Source organism: Pseudomonas sp. N-1-13 (assembly GCF_057787095.1).
Window position 1 is genome coordinate 4599740 of sequence record NZ_JBYNRI010000001.1, and the last position, 17765, is coordinate 4617504.

Consider the following 17765-nt stretch of genomic DNA (forward strand, 5'->3'; position numbering starts at 1 on the left):
GGTGCTACCTCCCAGCCCACGCTAGCGCTGCCCTTCAACTGAACCGGGTACGAAGAGAAAATGACCGCCGGCAGAGCCAGTGACACCCAGGCAATACACGGAGAAAGCAAATCGGGTATTCAGCGGCAGCTCGACCTTGATATTCCATTCAAGCTGGGATGTAACAGGAACAGGTCGCAACTCATTGGCCGGTGGCGTGAATACCACGCCAGGGTGCGTACAGGCGATCGCACAATCACGCCCTACATCCTCCTCGCGAAACTTCACGCTGATGGTCGCTTCGCTTTTGACAAATCTGTAGGGATACGTTATCGCCCACACATAAGGCAAGCCATCGATCCTCACTTCAGTTCCACGAAGCAGCGCATTGCTTACATCAAACAACCACACCTCGATAAACGTGCTTCCAGCATCACCCGGTCGACTCCAAACAGAAGCCGTCAGCCTGGCAATGCCGGTTTCGGTGTGGTGTTCGCCCTGAATATCGCAATAGGCCACACCGGTAGCGTCAGTCTGGGTAACAACGGTTGGGTGCCCCGTGAAATCCCACGTCACGTCTACGCCGGCCTGAGGAGTTTTGTCGATTCGGTGACGCACCAACACCTGCGCCTTCGTGGATTCGTTAAAAAGAATACCGACCTGAGGAACACTCAGCTCCACCACTTCGTAATCAGGTCTGACAGACCCTCCCGGCAATGGCGGAGACTTCGGCATCCCGCTCATCAGCGGCATATCGAATTGCAGTACAAACGGGTCAATCTGGGTCTCCTGGGTGGAGATAGACCAGCTCAACGCAGTACTCCCCGCCTCCATCGCCACCAACTGCCCCAACGGCGGATCGAATATCAAACCCTGTGCTTGTTCGCCCGGCTTATATTCCAGAAGGACTTGCGCATCAGGATCGCCGATCAACCAGCTGTACTCATAATCCAGCGTCAGCGTGCAAACCTCTCCGGGGACCAGATTCAGTTCCACGTCAGGCCACCTTACGGGTTGGCCATTGATGTAGGGGTTGAATTCCTGAAGCCAGGTCATGTCATTGGGCAGCAGCTCAAAGGTCAGACCTGCCACCTCCCATCCCGCATAGCCCCCCGTGACAATGGCGTATAGCACCCCCTTCCGCACGCCAGGCAACCTGAACTGCACCGGGGCTTGCCCGTCGGCATTTGTCCGGGTCGGCGCAATCGTGATGTGGGGGTACTCCCACCGCACCTCGACGTCTTCCAAGGGCTCGCCGGTCATGGCCGACACCACGGTCACGAGCGCTGAAACCAGCTCGCCGATATGACCATTGGCTTGGTCGCTGGTGAGCGACTGGATTTCCCGGGGCTGGTGCAAGAAGTACGACAGCGCCACCGATGCCGCGTACGGCCCTTCCCCCACCGTCGCAGTCAACTGTGCCGCGCCGGGCGTGGTGGGCACATAACGCACGCGCGCCACCCCGTAATAATCGGTCACGGTGGTCACTTCCCCCAGGTCATCACCGCGCCAGGTCACGATCACCCCGGCAATCGGCCTGCCACTGATGGAGGAGATCACGGTGACCTGTTCGACCAGTTCCTGCTCCCACTCCAGTATTTGCTGAACCCCGCTATCCCAGCGGATCTCCAGCACTTGCTCGCCCTCGCCCAACGACATCGCGTTCGCCGGGGACAGGCTGGCCAGACGCTGGGACGCCAGGCGCAAGGCAAAGCTGCCGTCCTTCAGATCGCCGGCCTTGAGCGTGAAACGCAAGCCCTCGCTGGGAAACTCGCGAGGCATTCCCAAGGGGTCAGGTAAAAAGCTGATGCCCAGTTCGGTGGGCCCGGTTCCGGTCATGCCAAGCGTCAGCTCACGCTCGAACAAAGGGCTGTTCTCGGAGGCCATCAGCTCAAAAACATGTTCGCCCTTGCGGCGCGGAAAGTAGGTTTTTTCACCCCAGGGTCGCGCGGGCGCGCCATCAAACCGGACCGTCAGCCCCGCCCACGGATCGCTTGCCAGCGCCATGACCTCAAAGTTGCGCTCCTCTTCGTAGCCGTCGTAACGACTGCTGACCGAGGCCTTCACCGCCTGGGTGCCGGCGGCGGCCGGCGCCACGGCAAAACCCGACCAACCATCGGCGTCGGTGGGTTGCGCGCTTGAACTGCCCGCTGTCCAGGTCACCGGCACCTGCTCCACGGCACGCCCGGTGAAGTGGGAAACCACCTGGACCCACAGCCACGCAGGATCCTGCCCGACCACTGGGTCGACCGGCGATTCGCGCCAGCCCTGGATCCTGACTTTGTTATGGGCCAGCGTCATCGGCTTGGCCGTGGCGACGAAGTCCAGCGCAGGCACTGCCCACGCCAGGGCAAACTCGCCCGGTTGTTCACTGGCGGTAAAGTCCAGCGTCCAGATCGCGCCGCCGTCGTTGATCGGTTGCGCAAGATTCAACGCAGGGCGCACCGTTGCCCCCAGTTCCTCGGCGGGTGCCCCCGACCACGCCAACGTTGATTCCAACCCCACCAGCGGGCTCAGCGCATTGGGTAAAACGCTAAAACGATGAAGCGCGCCCAGACACGGATAAAGCGCCTGGGCGTCCAGTGCGGCGGTTATCTGGTCGAGTCTCAGGCTGACTTCTTCCGTCAGATTCTCGGACATCAATCGCCCCGTCAGCTCGCGAACGACTGAAACGCTCTCCAGGCGCAACTCCAGCTCAAACAGGCTGCTGGTGCTCGTATTCGCTTGTGAGGCGAGATTCCACTCCGTACCGGCTGCCACCAGCGCTTTGGGCGTTCCAAGGTCACTGGGCACCAGCCCGATATCCGGCGCCGTCCCGCGCCAATGCAGACTGATGTTCTTACCGATCCATGAGCTGCCGGAATTGGGCAGCACTTTGAGTGTGTGCGTCTGCCCGCGCCAGCAGAGCACACCGAGCGCATTGCGCTCGACCACCTCGCCATCGAGCAGAATACTGACCTCGTTTTTCCAGGGGCTGGTGGCAATCGCCTTCACCTCAAACGGGCGCTCCACCGCCACGGCCTCGCCATGGGCCTTGATACTGGCGATGACCACTTTGTCCCCCGCACTCTGCGGCGTGTACAACACACTGGCCCAACCGCCGATGCCGGTGGTAACGGTGGATAGCGTCTCGCCCCCGGTTTTCCATTCGACCTGGGCATTGATGACCGGATCGCCGTCGCCGCTGGCCACGAAGTGCACCACCTGCACCCGCAACAGCACGCTTTCGTTTTCGTCCACCACGGGAAACTTGTTGGCCTCTCGGACTTCACCCACCCGAACCAGATTGCGCGCCAGCGACATGTTTTTTTTCGGTGAAGGCAGCAACAGTTTCGAACAGGTCAGTTGCAGGTCGAACCGACCGTCAGACCGATCTTCGCTGGTCAAGGTCCAGGCCAGTTCGGCGCCGGTGACCGGCACCGGAGCTTCAAGGGCCGGGCTGACGGCCACCCCCAGTTGCTCGTGGGAATCACCACTCCAATGCAACGACAGCTGCGTCCCCTGCAAGGGGCTGGCGGCGGGCAGTTTCACGTCGAGGGGATACTCCGAGCCGCGGTTGGGGTAACCGGTTTTTTCCTCCCAACGCGACTCAACCCCCTCGACCACCGTCAGCACATCCTTCCACGGATCCGTGGCCAGCACCCGCACCGTCAGGGTTTGAGTCAGCGTGCCAGAGGCGTAGTACAGGCTCTCGACCGACGCCTGGATCTCGACATCACCGGCCTGCGTCGGTTGAAAATCGAAGTAGGCCCAGCCGTCAGTTCGGCTGACGGCAACGCCGGTGACCTGCCCGGTCGTGGAGGTCCAGTTCACGGTGCGGTCGCTCAAGGGTTGCCCGGTGTAATAGGAAGTGACCTGCACCCCCAAACGCACACTTTGGTCGTATTCAAGCACCGGGTAATACGCCGCCTCGAGCACGCCACGAAAGGCCAGCCGATGATGCCCCAGGGACACCTGCACCGGATAAGCATCGGCGGCGTACTGGTTAACCAGGTCCATCGAAAACAGATAGGGACCGTCTTCACCGATCGCCGGGCAGTCCAGGGCCCAGGCCGAATCCAACGGGTGATCCACACCCCAGGCCGGGGTCGCGAGCACCGCACCCTGGGGGTTGTCATCGCTGGTCAACGCGGCTTGGGTGCCGGCCCATGCATTGTCCGGATCGGGCCTGAATTCAAGCTGATGAGCCAAGTCACCCGAGGCCCCCAGGCACACGTACAAAGGCCCGGTTGCCGGCAGTGTCTGCTCGTCAAGCTTGAACGCTTGCATCAGCACTGGCTCAAGGTACACCTGGAGGTTGATGCGCGTAATGCGGATGGCCCCGATGTCGTCCTCGGGGGCGTTTCGCGGGCTTTGAATATTCAGCGTGAGGGTGTCTTGAGCGTTGAACGGCAGGTCCAAGGGTACGTTGTAGGCAATAGGTCTGTAATCCAGCGGCTGACCGTCCCTCAGCCGTGCCTGATCCTCCTCCACATCCTGGGCTGCTCCTCGCGGCAACAGGATTTCCTGCTCCTGCGGATGTTTATCGCTGCTAATGACCAGCCTGCCCGGTTCGGTATGCCTCGTCTCGCACAGAAAGGTGAGGACGTAGCGCGCTGGAGCGCCTGGATCCTTGGGCGCCGTCAGCGCCTGACTGACCGAAGCCTCATCGCCGATGGTCAGAAAACTAACGAACTCCTCCTCCCCCTCATACCACTCCTTCCCAGTGCCCAGGTCGCCCGGAATCGGTCCCCGTGTCCAGTGCTCGATCCAGTTTTCGAAGTCGCCATTGAGCACCAGATTTTCATTGGCCAGGATAATCGGCTTATTCATGGCGAGCTGCTCCTTCGGCGGTTGAGTAGGGGGGAGTCAGGCTGATCTGATCTTCGACGGCTCGCACGAACGGTGGCTCGCCGGCCCTGGCCATGTAACGGATGCGCACGATGATGTCCGTCAACGACAGCAGCGTGCTCTTCTGCGGCTCCTGGACCGCCCTTGGAAAACTCAACAGCCAGCGTGAAACCACCCCGGTGTTTTCGAACGGGTTGAGCATGCTGTCATCGGGTTTCATCGCCACCATGCCGTGGTCGCCAAGCCCCATCGACAAGGCGATCTGCTGACCGCTGCGCAGGTTGATCTGCACATCGGAAGGCGCCACGTTACCCACGGGATCATGCAAGTACTTCACCGCTGGAAGGGATGCCTTGGTAGCCGTCATGCTGCTGATCTGCAGCAAGGTGGCACGTACATGTTCATAGGGCCCGATCAGCACAGGCAGGTCGACCTCGACCGAGCTGATTTGCCGGCAGTAATGCCCCGGGTGGTCGCGGTCGAACAGCAATTGAGAGAGTTTGAACTCCAGCGTTCCCTTGGTGCGCAACTGATCCAGGGCGCTCGCCCAACTGCTGTTGGGGGCCTGCGGGTCGCTCGCATCATCGAACAACTGGCGCAAGGAAATCGTTTTGACCAGCTCCAACCGCCGTTCAAAGCGTTGCAGGTACTCGCGCTCCATGCGCATCAAATGCCCGCGCAGGTGTTCGCCTGCCGTCAGACCGTGACGGTTGTCCAGCCAGACCTGGGGCAAGGGGATCTGCGAATCATAGTCACCGGTTTCGGCACTCAGCGAGGCCTGGGCGCTGAGGCACAGACTGACGACGGCATCGTAGGCCTGGTAATGCAACGCCTTGAACTGACCCAGCAGCCAGCCATACAGCTCGGCATTGGACGCGCGCTTTTTGATGAAGTTGTACACCGTCAAGGCCTGGTTGTTGGCCAGCAGGGTTTGATCCAGCGTGGTTTGAGCGGCGCTCACCGCGTGGGTCTGAGCGGTGATTTGCGCATCGAGCGCACGCACCTCCGCCTGCGCCTGATTACGTTGCAGTAGCCATTCTTCACGGCGACGCCGGTAACTTTCGGTGGTGGCCTGTTTGTCCGCGTCCATTTGCAACACCGACGAAGCAACATCCAGACCGAAACAAACCGCGTCGGCTATTTTCTCGAGACGATGCCCACCGGCGGCCAAACCAAAAATATTGGGCATCGAGGCAATCACGGCGCCCGCGGGTTTGATGCTTGCCGAGGTCAATGCCAGGATTTTGGAAAGCTGCAAGCTCTCCATGACCTCGTATTCGACCTTCGACACGTTTTCGTTGTAGAGATGCTCATAAGCGGTTGCCCGTTCCTCTGCCACCGCCCGGCTTTGCTGCAGCGCAGTCCTGCTCGCCTGGAGCTGAGTGATGTTCTGTTCCTGCACCGTCTGGGCGTAGCTGCCCAGTTCCACCAGATGGTTCTGTTGCAGTTCCTGCTGCTCGGCCTGGTCCCGTTGTTCAAGCAGACGCAGCACCTGGGCGCCGTGATCCTGGAGCGCCTGCACGGCGCGCAATGCCACCTCGAATGTCGTGCGCCAGCGGAAAGCCCCCACCACCAACCGACCGCCCATGGGCCTTGGCGCACCGACACCACCGGCCGCCAGTTCGCGCAACAACGCGTTGGGATCGGTGGGTGGGCTGAACAGCGGTGTGTCCAGTGGCTTGCCGTCCAGGGTGAGGTTGTTGCGCAGGTTATGCAGGCGCTGGCCGGGCAAGTCGTACAGCGCGAGCAACTGCTCATTGATCGGAGCCTTGAAAGGCTCGTTGGCCAACAGCCCCAGCAGCGGCGGCGCTTCGGCGGCCGCGGGGAAATCCGCGAGGCTGAACGCCAGGCTTTGCTCGAACTGCTCAAGTGCCGGTCGCGACCTGCTTTTGTTCATCAAGCTGTCTACCGTGTCGGTTTCCCAGCGGTTGACCGTGCGCACCGCCGGTGCCTTGCCCATCAGAAATTCGGCCTGCACGTAACACAGCTTGGCCGCCACCAAGCTGTCACGGGTGAGCTGGCGGTAATACCAGTCGCCCCAGGCCAGCAAGTTCTTGACGTACTCCGAGAACACCAGAATCTGAAAGTGCCGGGGCGCCGAATAGCCGATGGCGTCAGGGTCGGTGGGCGCCTGGGTTTCACAGCCCAGGTTGCCGTTGCTATTCAAAGGGCGGCAGCGCCAATACTTCGGTTTTGGATTCGGGTACTGAGGGTCGTTGGCCGGGTCGGCCGGCGCTTGCGGGTCGAACAGGTAATGCAACCATTTCTGCGCTTCCAGGAAGCGGTCCTCGGTGCGCAAACGTGTGGCCACCAGATGCGGCAGGTGGAAAAACAGCTCCCAGAAAAACAGACCGTTAGCGCCGTCGAAGGCTCCGTTCGGCTCGCTGATCGTTTGGCTTTCCGGGGGCGGCTCCGGCAGAAACTGTGTGTCCCAATCCAGCACCGCCTCGACGGAGATATTCGAGCGCTGCACCAGCTCGGGGCCGAACAGCGAATTCAGGCGGGCGTACTTAAGGGTTAGCTCGAGTTGGTTGAGGGAGAGAAACTGCGCTGCATCGAGGCTGTTCTTGAGCAGTGAGACAGGGGCAAACTTCGTGACGTTGATGATGGTCAGTTCGAATTTATTTCGGCCATATCCACCCGTGGTTGCGGTATGCCCGAACGAAAACGTTGTTGGCTCCGGCCATGAGCCACTCTCACGCTGAAACTCCTGCCATTCGGTACTCCAGCCACCGGCCAAGGGAAAACTTCCCGAAATGGGTGGAGGGTCGTCGGCCGAATTTTGCAACGTCAGGTCAAAGGTGGCCTCTCCGGTCAAACCCGTTGGCCTGCAATAGCCCTGCACAAACAGCTTGTCCATGTCGGTGCTGGCGTCGCGAAACACCACCGCCTGCAGGCTCAGGTACGGTGTCAAACTGCCCGTCCTCTCCACGGAGGTGACCATGGTCGGCTGATTCATCAGCGGATGTTGCACCGTCTCAGCCGTGACAAATCGCTTGAGCGCCGCGTGTTCCAGCCAGCCGCCATCGTCCCAGGCCACGGGGCGGAACAACACGTCACGCACCGCAAACACCTTGAGGGAGTCCTCAGCGTTGGTCAAAAAAACGCCCAGCTTGCCCTTGGGGTTGTAGGGGTCGGCCCACACCGTCGCAATCAACCGGGCGCCTTGGGAAAGGTCGTCGTCATGCACGCTGCTGTGCAGGCTCAGCGGTGCCGACCATCGGCCATTCTGGGCCATGAACGCCACTTTGATGTCCAGCTGGTGCGGCAGGCTTACGTCGTCCTCGTCCACGCTTTCGACCTTGTACTGCCATTCGGCCCACACCAGGCACAGCCTTCCGCTCCAGAACACCGGGCGGATATCCAGTATCGTCACGCCCGTGGGCGTGTCCACCGGCAGCCATTCACTCCAGGCCGCCGGGTTGATGGCCGGGCAAGTGGGAGAGAGCTCGACCTCGGCCTTGCGCCAGAAGTATTGGTAAGGCGGCACCCGCTGGCGACCGACAAAGTAGTAGTCGGCCCGGGCCGGCGAGACGCTGTCCATGTAGCTGCTGAGCACGTCCAGGTTGCAGGTTTGCTCGAAGGTTTGCAGGTACTCCTGCAAGGCAACCTGCACCGAATCGCTGTTCAAGTGTGCCTGGTTGAGGTTGTTTTCAAGGGTCTTGAACAGGCTGGTCTTGCGCTGCCGCACGAAGGGGTTGATGAAGTTTTCCGGGTACAGCGCGATCATTTGCAGCGCCGACCAATCCGGGTAGTTGTTGTAGAGCTCCCAGGTGGCCAGGTCCCGCTTGTCGAACTCGGTGTCGGCATAGCCGGGTTCCAGTTTGCGGTAGGCGGCGTGGATGAACTGCTGGGCGCAACTGGTCGCTTCGGCGACCCAGGAGCTTTGCACCGGGTAACTGTCCAGGGGATCCAGGCGCAGCAGTTCGAACAAGTCCGCCGGGGTCCGCAGGAAGTTGTACGGAGGATTCTCACCACTTTTTTCAACGTGCCCGAGGCTGTATTCGATCAGGGCGGTCCGGCGTTTTTCGAGCAAGTCACTCAACGTATTCAGAGTCATGGTACTTGCTCCTCGCGTTCAAAGATGATGGGCGGGAAATCAGCTAACACGCCACCTTCAGGGGCAACGCTGATCTGGATCTTTCCGCCAGTAGGGCTGGAAACAAATGTTCGGGCCACGCCCTCCTGGTTGGTGTAGCTCTGATCCGGTCGATAAACCACCGTGCCTCCCCCGTCGTCCATGTCCCTGCTTAACCAGCGCGTCAGATGGTTTTTCGCAATGTTTCTATGGATGTCCTTGATGGTGGCGTAGAGTTCGACTTCCTGACCGGCAGGTACCGCTTCCAGAGGTACCGGTGACATGGACCGTAGTGGGATGACTATGTGTTCAGCATCGATAGTGACCTCGACGGTCGGGGCATACTCGCGCTCAAACAGATCGAGCCAGAATTGCGGCGTGTCCCACCCCGTCACCTTGCCCGGTTTGTATTCGGCCTTAACCACGCCGTCGGTTTCCGTAGCCTTGGTTTCAACGGTCCCCAGTTCAGCGCTCCAGTAAACGTTGACGCCGCTCAACGGGTTCCCGTCGCTGTCCATAAGGGTGACGGTGAAGGTGATTGTTTCATCAGTCCCAGCCACCACCGTGGACTTGTCCGGATTGCACGTCACAGTAACGAGCTGCTTCAGATCCCCGGTGAAGGTCACCAACGGCCTATCGGATTCGGACAGGCTCAGCAAGGCATGTTCGGCGGCGGCCTTGTAGGCAGGTTTGTTGATCTCTTCTGGCAGCCCGCCCATCAGGAAAATCGTCAAGGCATCCATGCTGGTGCGCGCCGCCAGCACCCTGACCCGCATCAACAGATCGAGCTGGGGCAGGTTTTTCAGGATTTTTTGCGCAGATTGGAAGCGGCTGACGCACTCGCGCACCTCCTGCACACTCCAGTCAAAAAAACTGGCCAGCCGGATGGACGCCGCTTGTTCGGCCAGACGCAGTGCTTGCCCCCCTATCGGAGAAGGCAGCGCATTGACCTCGCGCAGGTAGTCGAGCAGCGTCTGCGCCGGCTGGTCGCTCAGCTCGAACGCACGGTTGAGGGTGGTCAGGTAATAAAGCGTGCGCACCGTGAACGCGTGCTTGTCGTCCTGATCCAGCCAGGCTTTATGGCCGTAATCCAGATAATCGCGCAACACCTCGGCGCTCAGCTCAAGTTTCGCCACCACCGCACTGCGACGGCGCACATCGGCCAGCAGCGCAAGCAATGGGTCAGCCAAGGCGTTGCGTCGCTTCACCGAGCCTTCAAGATGCGAAAGGTCACGTTCGAGCACCAGGCGCAGCAACCGGCTCACCGTTGAATTGGCCCACGCCAGCACCTCGAGCGCTTGCTCGGAACCGATACCCGTGTAAACAGCCAGGCATTCCTTGACCACCGAGACCTGGGCGTCCCTGGCCTCCAACACCACCGCGAGCAGCCTCTCGACGATGGCGGGGCGCTCCAGTTCATATTGTTCACCGAGGCCGATGGTCACGGCGTAATCAAGCTCTCTTCGCGCAAAGTCCAGGTATTGAGCCTCGGTTCCCGTGCGCGACATCACCAGCCCATCGGACTCGACCAATGTCGTTTGCATCCCCAGCAGCTCCAGCCAACTGGCGCCCGCCATCGCCGGCACACCGCCCATCAGGATCGCCGAGTGGGTGAGCATTGCGCCGGGCAACAGGTTGAGCAACTGCTCAAAAAGCCGACCCTCAGCGTCCCGGGAAGCGTCCAGCGCAGAAGGCGGCGAGACCTGCTGCACCATCCAAAGCACCGGCAGGTCGTGATCGGCACACCAGTCCACACACAATTGCATGGCCTGGATGAGGTTCAGCACATCCGGGCTATCGCTTGTGGTGGAGTTGATCCGGGGCACACCCGCCAAACCGTCGAGCCAAAGCTCCCCACCCAACACCGTCAGCAACAACACGCCTTCGACCGGGGTAATGCCCAACAGCCGGGGCAGCTTCACCATGCGGTAGAAACTGGACACGATCGCCAGGTTACGCGGCAGACTGTCGCCGTCGATGCCATGGGCATTGGCAATCGCCAGGGCCAGGTAGTTGTAGGTCTGCAGGTCGATGCCCAACGCGCTGCACAATTGGCTGACGGTCAGGTCGGGCACCTCAGGTGCCGGCACGATCGGAAACGTTCCGCCGTCGAGCTTCAAGGGGTCACGGTAATCGCCCTGGCCATTGAAGAGCTGATCGAATTGGGACAGTGCTTCACCGCGACCGTAAATCGACAACTCGTCGATAAACACGGCAAAGTCGTTCACCGGGCATTCACAGCGCTCGCGCAACGACTGAAACAGCCCGAGGGCATGCACGACCTGTTCGGTGATCCACCAATTATCGGCCGGCGCACCACCGCGCACTTCAGCCTTGATGGCCGCCACCAGCAGCGCATCCACCTGTTCGCTGGGCAGTGCCAGCCATTGATCCAGGCGCAACTTGCGATTCATCCGGTCGAAACGCGCAAGCCCCACGGCGTCGCCTGGGCTCACGGAGAGTTCATGACTAAACGAATCGCCCTCTTCGCTACCGGTAATATGGACAGCGGGGTGGGTATTGGCATTGAGATAAACCGAACCGGAGCGCCCGCTTTCCGGTTCTTCAGGCACCGTTTGCGACGGGTAGGTCACATTGGCCGAACGCGCAGGCGCAAAGCCCCGTACTGACAACAACGCCTCAAGCCCCAGGGTGTCGAGCTTGGTTCGCTCACCGAAGAAAGGCACCTGATCAAGGTCTTCCCACGCCCCCTCCCCAGCCCCGAAGTTCTCCAAATAAAAAGCTGTGCGGTTCGCGCTGGCAACGGGCGGTTCGGTGAGCAACCGCCGCTGATAAGGTCCCAGCCGCGACGCATGGGCCAGGGCCGGGCCCACATCGCTGTACCAGGCCTGGGTCTGGAAAAAATACGGAAAGGACGGGCTCACGCTTTGGGCAAAACTGCCCACCGACAGGCCATGATGGCGGGCAACGGTGTCCACCGTGACCCAATGTTGGAAGTACGGCAGCCCGTTGGGATAACGCGCCTCGATCATGGCCTGTTCCAGTTCCTCCGGAAGCAGACCGATAAACTTTTCCAGCACCGGGACGATGATGTCCACCGACGACACCGATTGATGCACTGCGTTGAAATCGATGCTCAGCGGCTTCAGGTCTTTGCGCCGGTCATGCAAGGGCAACTTGCTTGCGTCGCTTGAAACCGCTTCGATGCGTTGCTCGATCCACCGCATCAACTCAATCAAATACGCCACGGGTGATGCGAAAGACTCCAGGGCCTGGGGTGGGCACAAGCTGTCGAACTGAGGATTGAACAAGAGCTCGAAACTGGGGCCTTGAACCATCGACAGCAAACCACTGCTTGCCCGCCGCTGCTCTTTTGCCGAACCGTACAGGGTGTGCTCGATGAACTGACGCCGCAGGTAAATGGCCATGCTGTTGAGGCGCCGTAACAGCTGACGAGCGTCATCGGCGCTCACGCCAAAGTCTCTCACCAATCCCTGTACGCCCTTTTCCACCAGCGTAAAGATCGAACCGCCCTCTTCGAGGTACGTGTGCAGCGTTGCGTAGTGGGTGAGTTGTTGGTCACTGAACACCTGATTCAGCAGCTGTAAAGCGGGGCGGGAGTCAGCCATGGACGAGTCCTCGAATTCGATAACGGCCCGAAGCGGCCCGACGAAGCCGTCAGGCCGAGCGTTTGCTTAACGTGATTTGGCGCTTGCGAGCCCAAGCCGTCTACTGTCAGAACCGACAGGTTTCATGACCGTCTATCGGGAGTTGGGCGCCTGGTTAGGGCTGCTGGGCGGCTGGACTTCAAAGCGCCCGCTCTCAACCCAATCGGAGGCCGTCGCGCCGTCTGCCGTGTCGGTGATGATCTGCCTGAACCGGCACCAGTGGCCGCCAGCGGCCAGCGATTGCGATGCCCCTCCCTGCCAACCACCCGCTTCGACGTTGAGATCCGAAGCCCAGACTTGATCCGGATTGAACCAGCTCACCACTCGCCCAACACCCGGTCTTCCCTCGCCTTCGAAGCGAACCGGGTTGTCGACCCAACCTCCAGTCACGGGCACGTCGATGGAAGGTTGATAGGTGCCCAGCACCACCGACCGCGCCGGCGAATCGGCGGAATCAAAACCCTCGCTCGACGCCACGGCCATCAGGCCGTAGAGGCCGCCGGGTAGATCGAACTCCACCGTCACCGACCAGGTGCGATCCTCCAGAACCGGGCTACTGCCCAGCACCGCATGCGTGGCGTCTCCCAGTTTTACCGTCACGGTATCGCCCGGCACACCGAAACCCGACACCACCACGCGCCGGCCGATGGGCTCGTCGGTGGCCGGGGTTTCAATGAACGGGGCAGCAGGCACGACGTTGAAGGTCAGCGGCGCAGTGTCCTTGGAGGGCCGACCTTCGAAGCGTTGCCGGGCCACAATCGTGGTTTCGCCTACCGGCAGGGTCACGTCAGCACTCCAGCCATCGGCGCCCACAAAAACATCTTCGATCAACGGCTCACTTGCGCCCTGGAGCCAGATATCAACCCGCCCGCCCTGCATGCCCCTGCCAGACAACGTCATGCTGCGCGGCAGGTTGCCGCCCGGCTGCGGCACGTCAAACTCCGGTGGCAACACCACCACCTCGAACCTCAGGGTTTCACTGCGCTCGGACGGCTCCCCACGCAGGGTCTGTTGCGCGTCGATGGTGTAGGGACGAAACTCCAGCACGGGCAACTCGACGGACCATTCGCCGTCGGCGGTCAGCACTTTGGGTTCGCCCAGCTCCGTTTGAAATTGCGCGTCACGCACTTGCATCGACGCCTCGGCCATGCCGTCACGCCCACGGACGGTCAGCACGCGACCGACCTCAGCACTGGGGGTGGGGTAGGTGATCACCGGTTTGCGCATGGGTGTGGCAACCGTGAAGGTCCTTTGCGCAGGCGGTGAGGGTTGCTGGGCGGCGGTCTGGATCAGGGTCGCGGTGTGGGTGACCTCGGGGGCAAACGGCTCGGTGCGCCGGAAATTCCAGGTGCCGTTGTTGTTCTCGACGGGGTGTTCGGTGGCGCTGTCACTGAATGTGAGTGTCAGCACCGCCTCCGGCCAGCAGGTGCCACTGAGGTTGGGCGAGAGACCATTTTCCACGGGCACGTTCATGACCGGTGCCAGCGGTGGGATGGTGACCTCGATTTCCTGCCAGGTTGGCGATTCCTGACCATCCTTGAATTGTCTGATTTTAACCTTGCGCTTGAACGTCGGCCCCCACTCCGCCGAGGCGGGGCTCGACCACACACCGCCGGACACCGTCCTTTCGGGGGCCGCTGGTGAGTCGTCGGGATTCAGAATCTTCACCGTCGCACCGTTGAAACCTTTACCCGAGAACACGGGCCGGTAAACCGGTGTGTAGGTGATATCGGCCGGGTCTGGAAGTCTCAGGTTGACCGCAAACGTGTACGGCTGCGAGTCAATCCAGCCATTGTCACCGTCGGGAAACCGCTGGACAGCCTTCACGCTGTAAGAACCAAATGGCCAATTTGTTGCGGTTGTGTTCCAGCTGCCTCCATTCACCGGTACAGGGCCCGGCGCAGGGGCATCGGGCCCGCTGACGACCGTGATCTGGACGGTTGAACCGGTGTAGCCGCTGCCTTCGAACTTCACCGAGGTGTCCGTCGGCGTGGTGACGGTGACGTCGGTCAACTTGGGGGGGCGCACTTTAAACGCCTGGGCAGTGCTCAGTCCCGACGGGATGGTCTGATAGGTTTGCTCCGCCACCAACGAAATCGTCCCTGGCCGCACTTGCACGTCGACATTCCAGGAACCGTTCGCCTCTACCCTGCCTGGAGGACCGACCGGATCACCGATGACATCGAGCCGTACTTCGACGCTGGCGTCCGGCCTCCCGTGTGTTCCGTATACAGTGAAACCCATCTCTTGAATGGCGGTGGACGCGGTGATGACCGGTGGCCCCATCACTTCGAAAGATAAGTAATTGGTGTAACTGAGAACCGGGCTGCTCTGCACTTTGTATTCGGCCCGCACAGTATAAGTTTTACTGGACAATGGCACCGATGGCCTGACTTCCCATGTTGTCTCTGGCCCTACGGCAGTCATCGAAGCCAATTCAGTTGTGCCGTCGAGTACTCTGATGCCCATGCCGGGATCAATCGGAGTTTCACCCGGAAAGCAAACCCCTCCGAAAACAACCTGAGCGGGATTCAAAAAACCGGCCGATTGGGGCTTGGTGAGGGTGGTTGGACGCCTGACAACGGTCTTTGGCCGCGTTATTCCATGTGCAGTTTGAGCGGCGACGTACCTTAAGTCCGACTCGTTTCGCATGGCGGCGTGCACCGTCCAGCTACCGTCACTATTGACATCGTAACCCGCGCCCAGGCTCTCGGCCGTGCTGGCATCCAGAATCATTACGCCAATGCCGGGTCTGGCGCCGACACCTGAAACAAGAAATGTTGATTCTGGGATATAACCCGACGGAGACAAGATTTGAAACGCAGGATCATGAGTCTCCATGTCCTGTGTGTTTTCGCCAGACTCGTCGTTTTCAGTATCGTCGTCAGTGTCCATGACGCACTCCGTAGTTTCTGGTTAACAGGCTGGCGATATGACTAGTTCGGTCATGGGCTCATTGAATATCCATCTCGCGAATCTAAACACCTGTTAGTTCTGACAGTACCGACGAGTGGCGGGGGCCCCGGTGCAGGAAAATTCGGGTGACTACAGCGCCTTGCGCAACGGACTACAGATCCGCCAGAATCCGCCGGCTTGTGCGCCTTGGCCTTGCCCCGTAATTTGATTCGTGTCGCTGACAACCAGCGATCGGGTTTAGTCGCCCGGAGGTAATACGAAACGCACAAGCGTCATCCAGTCGGGTATCCCTATCCCCGTACTTAATGGTGGCTGTGCGCAGGGCGCCCTCGGGCGCGCCGGTTTTTTTCGTTTTCCTCCCGGTCGACTAACCTGCGTTCAGCCGCCACCCTTCGTTTAGTCGCGAGTCGGTGGCAGCCCATTCAGAGGATTACGAGCATGTTCAAGGCAACACCTAACCCACCGAAAACCGATCCTGCCCACAAAACCCTCGACACCAAAAAGCTCGACAAAGCCGCGCAAAAAGCCCTGGACCACTACCTCAAGCCCAACGCGGACAAACCGGACAAACCCGAACGACCACTCGACTACTTCATCGTCGCCCCCGACGCCGACCCCGAAGGCATGCTCGCCCACACCTACGAAACCTTCTGCTCGGTAAGCACGCTGATTCTGGATTTATCGGAAGATCTGGAAGGCGCCCCACGCAACCTGGCCCTGGCGATTCACCAGATGGGCGAGATGGGCGTGTTGTTGCTGGAGAAGTTGCTGGATAACGAGACGAAGGTTCAGCGCTAAGGCAGCTCTGAAGCTGCCGAAGGCTCGGGCCGCGTTCGGACGATCTTTCGTTCAGGACTCAATCGTCTGGAAAAAGATCGCAGCCTCGTTGCACTCGGCAGCTCCAAGTGTCCCAATTGGGGAACGTGCTGATTAAACAATCTTGGGTTTCCGCACAAAAATCCGCAAAAGCACCGGAAATCATCTATCGTACGACATCACTAAACCAAGCAAATACGGGCGCTATCAGCCGTTTTATTTTCCGCAGAAATTTCCGCAGAAATCACCAAACAAATAGCCGTTTGTGTTCTCTGGAAGCAAAAAAAATGATTATCTCGAAAACGTACCTTGACCCAGTACTGCCAGAAAACCTGCCCGACTCGATCATTCAGGCCGCCGATCAGTTGCCGCGTAAGGCAGAATTTCTTGCCGGACGGCTCGCCGATGAGACATCGAAGCAATTGGCGGGCCTGTTGCGCATCACCAATACCTACTACTCGAATCTGATCGAAGGGCATCGAACTGAGATCGCTGACCTGCAGGCTGCGCGCACAATACCGAAACGAGAAAGAAAGGAGCTCAAAGAGCTTGCCGTGCAACACATGACGCAGCAGGAGGTGATGGAGCGGGTGCTTCGAATGCGCCCAACAGATAGCTTCTGCGCTATGTTCGATCCCAAGTTGATCGCGACCATCCATCGTCGGCTGTTCAAGGACGCTTCAATCGAGGAACTGACCTTAGGCGATGGTCGTATGATGGAAGCAGGCAGATTGCGGGCAGAAGAGAATGAGCAAGTCCAGGTTGGCGCACATGTCGCTCCAGCTGCCGCAGCTGTATTGCCCATGCTTGAGCATCTGCAACAGCATTACGGACGAATAAAGGATCCGCGGCGCCAATTGATCGCTGCCCTGGCAGCCCATCACCGAGTGGCGCTTGTCCACCCCTTCCTTGATGGTAATGGTCGAGTGATTCGGATGCTCACCCATCTGCAACTTGTTCACCTTGGGCTAAAACCTTTCCTCTGGTCACTGTCTCGTGGCCTGGCTCGCCGGCAAGATGAGTACTATCGCTTCCTGGCCTTGGCTGATCGCCCTCGCGAGGGTGACTATGACGGGCGCGGACAACTCTCACAGCGTCACTACTTCAACTTCATCGAGTTCATGCTCGATGTCTGCCACGACCAGATTGAATACATGACGACGTCGCTAAACCCAGCCAGGCTGCGCGAGCAGGTTGTTCATGTGTTTTCAACCGATCCCGACCTTCGCCGTGCCGGTATCAGACCCACCAGTGCAGCTGCGGTGTTGGCTCTTCTCACCCAAGGTGCGATGCCGCGTGCAGAGTTCAAGGTGTTCACGGGTTTGAAGGATCGGCTTGCAACGGAAGAACTGGGCCGCTTGATCGAAGCGGGGATAGTGGTCAGCAGTACCCCCAAATCCCGCACGGTAGAAGTGGGTCTGCCTGCACGCTTCGCCGGATTGATCTTTGCGAACCTGCATTTCCAAATGGGTTGAGTTGTGGCGGTGACTCAATGTGTTGCTGCTGGATAACGAGAC

6 protein-coding genes are annotated in these 17765 nt (G+C 60.0%); 2 read left to right on the forward strand and 4 right to left on the reverse strand.

Features of this window, described 5'->3' with window-relative positions; genetic code table 11:
- Positions 1–21: 21 nt before the first annotated feature.
- From AC3I65_RS20750 to AC3I65_RS20765, 4 genes are all read right to left on the reverse strand, one after another.
- Positions 22–4791, reverse strand: a complete 4770-nt coding sequence (locus AC3I65_RS20750; RefSeq protein WP_488524112.1) for an Ig-like domain-containing protein — start codon at positions 4789–4791, stop codon at positions 22–24.
- A complete protein-coding gene (locus AC3I65_RS20755) occupies positions 4784–8869 on the reverse strand; it encodes a Tc toxin subunit A-related protein (RefSeq protein ID WP_488524113.1) in 4086 nt (1361 codons plus the stop codon). Before AC3I65_RS20755 ends, AC3I65_RS20750 begins: the two co-directional genes overlap by 8 nt.
- The gene (locus AC3I65_RS20760) at positions 8866–12477 is read right to left on the reverse strand and encodes a Tc toxin subunit A (protein ID WP_488524114.1); all 3612 of its coding nucleotides are present in this window, start codon (positions 12475–12477) and stop codon (positions 8866–8868) included. Before AC3I65_RS20760 ends, AC3I65_RS20755 begins: the two co-directional genes overlap by 4 nt.
- Positions 12478–12609: 132 nt before the next feature.
- A complete protein-coding gene (locus tag AC3I65_RS20765; protein ID WP_488524115.1) occupies positions 12610–14985 on the reverse strand; it encodes a hypothetical protein in 2376 nt (791 codons plus the stop codon).
- An 885-nt stretch (positions 14986–15870) separates the two neighbouring features.
- Here AC3I65_RS20765 and AC3I65_RS20770 point away from each other — a divergent pair.
- Positions 15871–16230, forward strand: coding sequence for a DUF6124 family protein (locus AC3I65_RS20770; protein WP_488524116.1), 360 nt, complete (start codon positions 15871–15873; stop codon positions 16228–16230).
- A gap of 125 nt (positions 16231–16355) precedes the next feature.
- Complete coding sequence (locus AC3I65_RS20775) at positions 16356–17723, forward strand: Fic family protein (protein ID WP_231990620.1); 1368 nt, start codon at positions 16356–16358, stop codon at positions 17721–17723.
- The last annotated feature ends 42 nt before the right edge of the window (positions 17724–17765 follow it).

Excerpts from the sequence above, each read along its gene's own strand:
- AC3I65_RS20750 (WP_488524112.1), bottom strand. The coding sequence starts at position 4,791 with ATGAATAAGCCGATTATCCTGGCCAATGAAAATCTGGTGCTCAATGGC.
- AC3I65_RS20755 (WP_488524113.1), bottom strand. The coding sequence starts at position 8,869 with ATGACTCTGAATACGTTGAGTGACTTGCTCGAAAAACGCCGGACCGCC.
- AC3I65_RS20760 (WP_488524114.1), bottom strand. The coding sequence starts at position 12,477 with ATGGCTGACTCCCGCCCCGCTTTACAGCTGCTGAATCAGGTGTTCAGT.
- AC3I65_RS20765 (WP_488524115.1), bottom strand. The coding sequence starts at position 14,985 with ATGGGCATCAGAGTACTCGACGGCACAACTGAATTGGCTTCGATGACT.
- AC3I65_RS20770 (WP_488524116.1), top strand. The coding sequence starts at position 15,871 with ATGTTCAAGGCAACACCTAACCCACCGAAAACCGATCCTGCCCACAAA.